General features: G+C 36.0%; 4 protein-coding genes and 1 pseudogene. 2 read left to right on the forward strand and 3 right to left on the reverse strand.

The window, feature by feature from the left end; all coding sequences use genetic code 11:
* Nucleotides 1-143 precede the first annotated feature (143 nt).
* A complete protein-coding gene (locus tag F6K13_RS18695; protein WP_124146737.1) occupies nt 144-677 on the reverse strand; it encodes a YraN family protein in 534 nt (177 codons plus the stop codon).
* A complete protein-coding gene (locus F6K13_RS18700; protein WP_240039131.1) occupies nt 667-2043 on the reverse strand; it encodes a transposase in 1377 nt (458 codons plus the stop codon). The genes F6K13_RS18695 and F6K13_RS18700 overlap by 11 nt, the downstream gene beginning before the upstream one ends.
* Before the next feature lie 197 nt (nt 2044-2240).
* Between F6K13_RS18700 and F6K13_RS18705 the strand changes: the two genes are divergently transcribed.
* Together F6K13_RS18705 and F6K13_RS18710 are read left to right on the forward strand one after the other, a co-directional pair.
* The gene (locus F6K13_RS18705) at nt 2241-2768 is read left to right on the forward strand and encodes a pentapeptide repeat-containing protein (protein ID WP_124146736.1); all 528 of its coding nucleotides are present in this window, start codon (nt 2241-2243) and stop codon (nt 2766-2768) included.
* 829 nt (nt 2769-3597) lie between these two features.
* Nucleotides 3598-3744, forward strand: coding sequence for a hypothetical protein (locus F6K13_RS18710; protein WP_161564664.1), 147 nt, complete (start codon nt 3598-3600; stop codon nt 3742-3744).
* Between the two features lie 458 nt (nt 3745-4202).
* Here the strand turns inward: F6K13_RS18710 and F6K13_RS18715 are convergent.
* Nucleotides 4203-4807, reverse strand: a pseudogene (locus F6K13_RS18715) (DNA primase); the annotation flags it as partial.

Raw genomic sequence — 4807 nt, forward strand, 5'->3', positions numbered from 1 at the left:
TAGGGAAAATATATAATGATTGTATGATCTATGTTCTATCTGGATATGAAGCAAACAGAGATTTAGTACCTATAACCCTACTGACTACTAAAAATCATACTGTTATTCAACAACGCCTAATACCTGATTAACTCTAAACGAGTTTAATCCAGGTCAGAGGCAGATATAAAGGCAGAAGGGATATAATTTTGTAAGACAAGTTGATAACCTGCTAATTCTAAAGAATGTCCCACCTTAATAGTTAACTTAGATAGTTGATCCTGTAATGATAGAAATTTTGATTGAGGATAATCTTTTTGAGTATAATTACACTTGACTAAAGCTACATCGAATCTACAAGAACAATCTGCTAATTCTGGGCGATCGCTTAAAAATATTTCTGCAGTTTGCCATGATTTTGCTTGTTTTGCTTCTGTAACTGCGAGTAAACCATTTTTATCCCAGTTACCCCGACTACGAGTTTTGACCTCCACAAATATCAGAATTGGAAATTTTTGAGCTTGGTTATCTTCCAAAGGAGAAGTTTTTAGGGCAATAATATCTAACTCTCCCCAGCGACATTGCCACCGTCGATGGAGTATTTGCCAACCTTCTTGAGTTAACCATTTTGCCACTAAATCTTCTCCCAAGAGACCTCTGTCAATTTTTGAGGAAGAAGCAGATTGCCTAGTTGACATCCTCCCGACGCTGCTCTACGAGACAGGGCGAGATTCCTCCTTCATCGTTGATAGGGGCTTTCTGTTTCCTCCTCCGGAGGAGCTGCGCTAACATAGCACCCGCCTTCCGGGATTTACTCCCTTCAGGTCTTACAGTCGCTCCACAGATTGAAACTGCGAGTCCCGCAGCCTTCTTGGTGGGTGTTCCCTTGCGTCTATCGCCGACGCGGGTTTCCATCCGCAAAATATTTATACTTGCCTTAACATCGCGGTCATGGTGAGTGCCACACTCAAGACAATCCCACTCCCTGATATTTAGAGGCAATTTCTCAACCACATGACCACAATTAGAGCAGCGTTTGGAACTGGGAAAATATCTGTCAATCTTGATTAACTTTCGGCCATACCAATCAGCTTTGTACTCTAATTGCCTGACTAATTCTCCCCAGTTAGCATCACTATCCCCCCCTCTTGCTCCTCTCCTGGGAGGGGATAGGAGTGGGTTGTGGTTCTTGACCATGTTTTTAACTGCCAAATCCTCAACCACTATCGTTTGATTTTCACGAATCAGTTGTAGGGGAACCGTCAGATTGGCGACGTATGTTAGCTTGTGAGTATAGTCAAGCCTTGAATCTTTTATTTTTCCGTGTATTCTAGCTACTTTTAATTTGGCCTTTTGATAGTTACTTGAGCCTTTACTCTTACGCGAGAGTGACTTTTGAGCTAACCTCAGTTTTTTGTGTAACTTGTTAAGATTCTTTGGGTTAGTTACTTTTTCCCCATTAGTAGTTAAGAGACTGGTGATTCCTAAGTCAATACCTAAGAGTTTTTTGACTGCCTTGAGTTTTAAATCTGTGGTGTCATTAATTCTCAAAGAGACAGACCATCTACCACTAGAGTCCAGTTTGACTGTTATTGTGGTAGGTAAACTATCATTAGGTAGTTGCCTAGTCCACCTAATAGGTAATGGTTCTACACATTTGGCTAGATATACTTGACCATCTTTCCACTTAAATGCTGACTTTGTGAATTCAGCACTACCACCATTTCGTTTTTTCTTAAAGTTAGGATATTTAGCACCTCCACTAAAAAAGTTAGTGTTTGCGTAGGATTCCGTAGAAAAAGCAGTCTGTAGATGTCTCAAACCTTGTTGTAACGGTACACCGTTAACTTCTGTTAGAAAATCTAAATCTTCCTGTTTTTTCCAACAAGTAAGCATAGCTGAAGTTTGTTTGTAGCTCAGTCGTTGTTGCAGTTCATACCAAGCTTGAGTTCTAGCAGCTAAAGCTTTGTTGTAGACCAAGCGTACACAACCGAAAGTTCTCCGCAACAAGTTTTCCTGTTCTGGAGTCGGGTAAAACCTAAATTTATACGCTTTTTCAACCATCTACTGTTAGCCAAGTAATTTTTAAAGTCTAACATATTGTGTGTGAGATATCAATATTGATTGGTTTTCGCGAAGGAAGCTCCCACAGGCCGGAGAGCGCGGCTCTCCAACCAACGTTGTGATCAAGAAAAGCTCATTTTGGTTTATTCTTCTTATTATGGTTATGGACTGCCTGGAGTAAATTAGACAGAAGTAGTATGAATTTTAGACAACAAAAAACTTCCCAAATTTTAGTCAGCTTCGTCTTTTCACTAATAGTATATCTCATTACTATTGGGGCAATAACTGCCTTAATATTTACTAACCCAACACTCACTCTAGCTGATGAGTATAACAAGCAAATATTAGTGGGTGTTGATTTTTCTGGTCGAGACTTAACTAATGATTCATTTACTAAATCTATTCTGCGTAAAAGTGACTTCAGTAACTCAAATTTAACTGGTGTTAGTTTGTTTGGCGCTCATTTAGAAGGAGCTAATTTAGTAGGAGCTAATCTGAGTTACTCTACTTTGGATAATGCAATTTTTAACAAAGCAAATTTGACTAATGCTATTTTAGAGGGTGCTTTTGCTTTTCATACTCAATTCCGTGGTGCAATTATTGATGGAGCAGATTTTACAGATGCTTTTTTACGAGCAGATACTCAAAAGGAGCTATGTAAAATAGCTCAAGGTACGAATCCTATTACAGGTAATGACACAAAGGATACACTCTTTTGTGATTAATTTTATTGGCTTGATTTGAAGTAATAAGGTAGAGGGAATGAGCAGAAGTAAAAGTGAAGTACATTTATTTCGATCTTCCCTTTTTTATTTTCAATATATGGGAGTAAATCCTATTTTTGATTGGTATTTTATTAGATAGATAACCACACAATAATTCAATAGTTGTAGTAAAAAAGATTAGATAGGGTGTGTGACAGTATGCTTACCATTTATGGAATTACGGTCGGTTTTACACTTGACCATGTGCTGGAGGATAGTGCGTTATTTCACACGCTTCGTACCCTATGTTTTTGATATTTATCTGACAAACACTGTATAAGTTACACCGTTAATCTCATCAATTAATGCTTTAGTATAGCCCTAGGAATATGAGAAAATTTATTGATTTTTAGACCTATTATTCCTTGTTATTTCTTGTATCTTGTATAGCAGAAGTAAGAAGGAATAATTTTGTGTTATCTGAGTTTTATAGCCATCGAAGCCAAGATTATGACATTTCTAAATTATCTAACTCAATTATAGATTATTTTTGATTTTTGTCTTGCCCATAGCGCTATAAGACTATCAAATTATTTAATATTAATTAAACTTATACTTAATTAATTAACATATTTATAATTTAAACTAATTTTGACAAAAAAAGTTGAAATGAGCTATCGAAAGCCAAATTTTAGCGAAAAATCGCAATTTTGCGCCTGTATGAGCAACCTTTTCATAAACGCTACAAGTCTTGATATGCAATAAATACAGAGTTTTTGCTTCTCAGCCAATTTTGATGTATATTGATAACAAATTATTCGCTCTGCGTAGGTGCTTATTAAAATGAATCATGTTTTTATTAATTATTCATAGTATAGCAGTCGAAGCAAAGGGCACGGACGTTAAGCGAAGCGAACAGCATCATCAACTCTCCATAGGAAAATCTTTTATTGTTCCTTTTGACTTTCTGACTCAGTTTTTAATGGGAAACCATTGACATCCTCCCGAAATTGCGCTTACGCTACAACGCGGGATTTCTTAACATCAATAACTTTTTGTCTTAAGTCGTAGCTATAAGGAGCAGGCATAATCTTTCCTAGATAATTTTTCTCTATTAGACATCTCCAGAAAAGAGAGAATAAGGAATAGGGAGAAGTAATTGATAACTTACGGATAAGAATTGATTTTATTTTTTTTTGGAGAAGTCTATGATGTCCGCGCTCTTTGCTTTGACTGCTATAAGCTTTTAATATGTCCGTGCATTTCCTTCAATTGCTATAAAATCAAAACATTATTTTGTACAGCTTCACATCAAATTGGTATCAGGAATTTTGGCGTTGGTGAATCAAGCGATGAAACCTAAATTTAGCGAAATATAAAATGCTTTTCAGTTAATAGTTAGACAATTGCCATTAAAGCACAATCATAGCCACGTATTACCAACGCTTGATTTTTTTAGTTAGCTAATTCCCCTAAAGGTACTTGTATTAAATCATAGATAGTGGTGCTTCTTAATCTCTCCAGTTCCTGAATCCACTCTGATTCAGAATAGAATTTTTCTTGATACTTTTTAGCCAATTCAAAGTCTGTCGATAAATCAGTTTTTTGCCACATACTTAAAACGGTGCTACGACGTTTTCTACACATAATTAATTCAATAGTTGCTATTGTAGAACGGATTTCTAAAGGCGCTCTAAGAAGATTTTTCTTTGCCTTTTCATCTAAATGAAAAAGATGCTCTACTTCTGATAGTTTATCTGGAGCATCTAAACAACTATCTTGCAATTTTGAAATTAAATCATCTGAGTCAGTAATTTGATATTCAGACATATTTTCTACATCAATAATTTGTTTCCACAAAAATCGATTGTGAGACAAACTAAACTGTAAATCTCTAGCCTCCATTGCATCTTTCACATCTTGACGATATTTCGGACAATGTAAATAAATACGCAGTAATAAATATTCTGCTTCTTCTAATAAACCACGCTCTCGAGGTGGAGATAAAACTTTTTGTGAAGTATTATTTTTCCCTTTAGTAGAATTTCTACTATTTTGTC

Source organism: Okeania sp. SIO2B9, assembly GCF_010672505.1.
In the GTDB taxonomy this organism is placed as follows: Bacteria; Cyanobacteriota; Cyanobacteriia; order Cyanobacteriales; family Microcoleaceae; genus Okeania; species Okeania hirsuta.

Excerpts from the sequence above, each read along its gene's own strand:
- F6K13_RS18705 (WP_124146736.1), top strand. The coding sequence starts at position 2,241 with ATGAATTTTAGACAACAAAAAACTTCCCAAATTTTAGTCAGCTTCGTC.
- F6K13_RS18700 (WP_240039131.1), bottom strand. The coding sequence starts at position 2,043 with ATGGTTGAAAAAGCGTATAAATTTAGGTTTTACCCGACTCCAGAACAG.
- F6K13_RS18710 (WP_161564664.1), top strand. The coding sequence starts at position 3,598 with ATGTTTTTATTAATTATTCATAGTATAGCAGTCGAAGCAAAGGGCACG.
- F6K13_RS18695 (WP_124146737.1), bottom strand. The coding sequence starts at position 677 with ATGTCAACTAGGCAATCTGCTTCTTCCTCAAAAATTGACAGAGGTCTC.